Origin of the sequence: Streptomyces sp. TRM64462, assembly GCF_013362995.1 — a bacterium.
Lineage (GTDB): Bacteria > Actinomycetota > Actinomycetes > Streptomycetales > Streptomycetaceae > Streptomyces.
In genome coordinates, this window is record NZ_JABWDV010000450.1 from 1 (window position 1) to 4,062 (window position 4,062).

Here is a 4,062-nt window from a genome sequence, read left to right on the forward strand (position 1 = left end):
CGGGGGCGTTCGACCCGGTGCGCGCGCTGCTGTGGTTCGCGGCGGTCCTGGTCCTGGGCGCCGACAGCCTCCTCGCGCCGCTGGCGGCCGCGGCACTCCTGGTGGGCCTCGACGCCGGCGCCCGGGGCGGCGCGGCAGCGGCGGTGATCGGCCTCCTGGCGGCCCTGACGGCCCGCGTCCCGCCGCTGACCGCCCTCCTGACCCGGCGGCGGCCCCAGGCGCAGGGCCCGGCACCGTCCCCCGCGCACCCGGAGACGCACCCCGGGGCGAACCCGGAGGCGCACCCGGAAGGACGCCCCGGGGCCCGCCTGGAGGCCGCCGCAGCCGCCGCCCACCCCGTCGGCGCCGAACCGGGCAGGACCGCTGGGCCCGCGGGCCCAGGGCCCAGACCGGCCGGAGCCACCCCGGGCCGCGCCCCGACGCGTGCCGGCGGGGCGCGGCCCGCGCGGCTCAGGGCGCATGGGGTCGCCGTACGGTTCGGCGGGTTCACCGCCCTGGACGGGGTCGACTTCGCCGTGCCCGGCGGGCAGGTCACCGCGCTCGTGGGGCCGAACGGGGCGGGCAAGAGCACCCTGTTCCACTGCCTGGCCGGCACGGTACGCCCCGCCTCCGGGCGCGTGACCCTCGACGGCGTCGACATCACCCGGCGCCCCGCCCACGCCCGTAACGGGCTCGGGATCGCCCGTACGTTCCAGGAGCTGGCCGTCTTCCCGTCGCTGACGGTCGCCGAGAACGTACGGGTCGGCGCCGAGCAGGGGCACGTCCGGGACGACCCCGACGACGCCACCGAGCAGGCGCTGCGCCTCCTCGGCCTGGACGGATCCGTGCGCGCCCGGCCCGCCGCCGGGCTGTCCACGGGCGTCCTGCGCCGGGTCGAACTGGCCCGGGCACTCGCCGGGCAGCCCCACACCCTCCTCATCGACGAGCCCGCCGCCGGACTCGACGCGGCCGAGACCGCCGCGCTCGCCCACGTCCTCACGGCCCTCGCCGCCGACGGCATGGCGGTCCTCGTCGTCGAGCACGACCCGGACCTCGTCGCCGGTATCGCGCACACCGTGCACGTGATGGAGGCCGGGAGGATCGTGGCATGAGCGGCATCGAGATGGAGCTGCGGCGCGTACGGGTGCGGTACGGGCCGCTCGAAGCGCTGCACGGCATCGACCTGCCGGTGCCCGCCGCCACGGTCACGGTGCTCCTGGGCCGCAACGGCGCCGGCCGTACGACGGTCCTGCGCACCCTCGCCGGCGCCGTACGCCCCGCTGCCGGGCGGGTCCTGTGGCGGGGCGCGGACGTGACGCGGACGCCCGCGCACGAACGGGCGCGCCGCGGGCTCCGGTTCGTACCGGACCTGCGGGCGGTGTACGCCACGCTCACCGTCGCCGAGAACCTCGAACTCGCGGCGGCCGGGCCAGGCGCCGCGGCGCCCGCGCTCGACGCGTACCCGGAGCTGCGGCCCCTCCTGGCCCGCCGCGCGGGCACGCTCAGCGGGGGCGAGCAGCGGATGCTGGCCCTGTGCCGGGCGCTGCTGCCGCCGCGCGACGGCCCGGCGCGCGTCGTCCTGGTCGACGAACCGACCCTCGGCATGTCTCCGGCGGTCGCGGCCCGCACGTACACGCTGCTGGCGGATCTCCGCGCCGCGGGCACCGCCGTCGTCACCGCCGAGCAGCGTCTCCCGCCCGGCCTGCCCCCCGGAACCCTGGCCCACGAACTGCGCCGCGGCGCCCTCGCCTTCAGCGGCGAGGCAGCCGAACTCCCCGCCCACGACGTACGTCAGTGAACGGTCGGCGCCGCCTCCTTCCCCGCACCGTCCGCCTCCGCCTCCGTCTCCGTCTCCGTCTCCGCAGCGGGCGGTGCCGTCCCCGAGCCCTCGGGGAGCCGTAGCAGCATGCCCGGGCTGATCCGGTCCGGGTCGTCGCCCACGACCGCACGGTTCGTCTCGTACAGGGATTTCCAGCCGCCCGGGACGCGGAAGCGGCGGGCGACGGCGATGAGGGTGTCGCCGGGCTGGACCGTGTGGAAGCGGCCCGACAGGCCGTAGCGGCGCGAGCATTCGGGCCACGCCCGCCAGCCCTGCCAGCGCAGCACCTCCTGCGCCACCGCGATCTGCTCGTCGCGCGACGCCAGGTCGGCGCGCGCGGCATGGGCGAGGCCGCCGAAGGCCTCCCACGTGGACTGGCGGAACTGCAGCCCGCCGTAGTAGCCGTTGCCGGTGTTGACGTGCCAGCGCCCGCTGCTCTCGCACAGGGCCACGCACCCCCACGGCCAGTCCCCGGGGCAGTCGTCCGGCGTGCCCGTACCCGCCTCGTGGTGCGGGTGACCGTGGCTCAGCTCCGGGCCGGGCGCGGGCGGCGGCTCCCCCGCCGGCCCGTACGAGCCCGCCCACCCCTGGGGTACGGCGACGGCGGAAGCAGCGGAGGCGAGAGCGACAGCGACAACGGCGGCGACAGCCGGCAGCACGGGCATCGTCTCACGCTAGGCACCGCCCCGCCGCACACTGCCGCAGCCCCGCGGCGTGCCGCGCACGCCGCACCGCAACCCCACCCGATCGGCAGACCCCGGTCGGCAGACCTCGATCGGCAGACCCCGGCGCCCGCCCCGGCGCGACCCGGCCGTGCCCGCCTCCCCAGGCGCCCCGAACACTCCAGGCCACGCCCTCCCGCCACCTAAGGCTCGATTCCGTCCCCCCGCGCGCGTGACCCCGGCCACAGCTCACCCGTTGAACTCGTCATGAGACGTGCCGGGACCCGCCCGGCGCCACACGCACCAACGAGTCCGAGGAGCCACCCGTGCCGCGCATGCTCGACGTCAGCGAGGACGTACGCGCCGAGATCGGTGACGAAGAAGCCGACCGGCTGCTCGCCGGCGAGAACGCCCCGGGCAGCTACGACTGCACATCCTGCCGCACCCCGGGCGATTCCGAGCAGGAACGCACCAGCACCGTGCTGTTCGTCGGCGACGAGACCGCCGTCCTCGCCTTCGCCCACGCCACCTGCATCCCCTCCCAGGTCGTCAAGGTCTCCGAGGAGCAGCTGCAGGGCGCGGTCCGCTCCATCACCGGCGAGGAGCCGCAGCCCGGCGCGGGCGCCGTCGGCGCCCCGATCCCGGCGCAGCTGCCCAACGGTGCCGAGCAGGCCGTGCTCGGCATCACGAGCGGTCTGGTCCTGATCGACGGCGAGCTGCACCCCGCGCTCGTCGTCGAGCCGACCGAGCCGATCGCCCGCCCCGGCGCAGGCGGCGCGGGTGACGAGTTCCTGCCGCTCCTCATCGAGCAGGGCTTCCTCCCCGTCTCCGACCTGAACCAGAAGCCGTCCGCCCTCGCCGGCTGGTCCGTGCTGCTCGCCATGGGCCAGCTGCACGCGATCCTGCAGCCGGGTACGGGCGCCGGCGGCCAGCAGGCGGCCTGGTGGCAGGCGCACCAGCCGCTCCAGGTCACGGACGGCTGGCGGGCCGCCGCCAACAAGTCGCACACGGTCCTGGTGTTCGCCGCGCCCGTCGGCTCCATCGGCCAGCAGCCCCGCGAAGACCTGCTGCGTGACGCGCTGGAGAAGGCCGCCGCCAACGGCCGCCTGGTCGCCGCCGCCATGCCGCTGGCCGGCACCTCCTGATGGACACGCTGCGCCCCGCCATACGGCCCGCGCCCGCGTTTTCGCCGTACGGACCGCATCCAACAAACAGCGGGGTCGTTGGCACCTACGTGCAGCACTCATACGAGCCCTCCCGCCAGCCGTACCAGCAGATCCCCTCGATGCGCCCGGCGCAGGACGGGCCGTCCGGGTACTCCACGACGCCGATCTACGACGCGCTGTACTCGGAGTACCTGCGGTCGTTCCGGACCCTGCCGGGCGACCGCAGCGGCGAGGAGGACCTCGGGTTCAAGAGCTTCGGCTCGCTGGCGGCGGCCCACAGCCTGGGCAGCCACACCTACGGGCAGGGGTTCCAGGCGACGCAGTACGGCGGCTACACGGCGGGCGGCCGCCACGCGGGCCAGGCGCAGGCCGCTCTGCCACCGGCGCCGCGCAGAGGGCTGTAGGAGCGGTTGTCGGGGCGGTGACAGAGCGGCGG

At 76.5% G+C, this 4,062-nt stretch carries 5 protein-coding genes; 4 read left to right on the forward strand and 1 reads right to left on the reverse strand.

Features of this window, described 5'->3' with window-relative positions; all coding sequences use genetic code 11:
* Together HTZ82_RS29255 and HTZ82_RS29260 are read left to right on the forward strand one after the other, a co-directional pair.
* A partial coding sequence (locus HTZ82_RS29255; RefSeq protein WP_175412407.1) for an ATP-binding cassette domain-containing protein occupies window positions 1-1,091 on the forward strand: 1,091 nt, incomplete at its 5' end.
* Complete coding sequence (locus tag HTZ82_RS29260) at window positions 1,088-1,777, forward strand: ATP-binding cassette domain-containing protein (protein WP_175412408.1); 690 nt, start codon at window positions 1,088-1,090, stop codon at window positions 1,775-1,777. The genes HTZ82_RS29255 and HTZ82_RS29260, both read left to right, overlap by 4 nt.
* On the opposite strand, the gene HTZ82_RS29265 is transcribed toward HTZ82_RS29260, so the two are convergent.
* Complete coding sequence (locus HTZ82_RS29265; RefSeq protein ID WP_175412409.1) at window positions 1,771-2,463, reverse strand: transglycosylase family protein; 693 nt, start codon at window positions 2,461-2,463, stop codon at window positions 1,771-1,773. The two genes, HTZ82_RS29260 and HTZ82_RS29265, sit on opposite strands and share 7 nt — an antisense overlap.
* Window positions 2,464-2,786: 323 nt before the next feature.
* On the opposite strand from HTZ82_RS29265, the gene HTZ82_RS29270 reads away from it, so the two are divergent.
* Window positions 2,787-3,605 carry a hypothetical protein gene (locus tag HTZ82_RS29270; RefSeq protein ID WP_175412410.1) on the forward strand — a complete coding sequence of 273 codons (819 nt, stop codon included), beginning with the start codon at window positions 2,787-2,789 and terminating at the stop codon, window positions 3,603-3,605.
* Window positions 3,606-3,745: 140 nt separating this feature from the next.
* Window positions 3,746-4,030, forward strand: a complete 285-nt coding sequence (locus HTZ82_RS29275) for a hypothetical protein (protein WP_175412417.1) — start codon at window positions 3,746-3,748, stop codon at window positions 4,028-4,030.
* Window positions 4,031-4,062 lie beyond the last annotated feature (32 nt).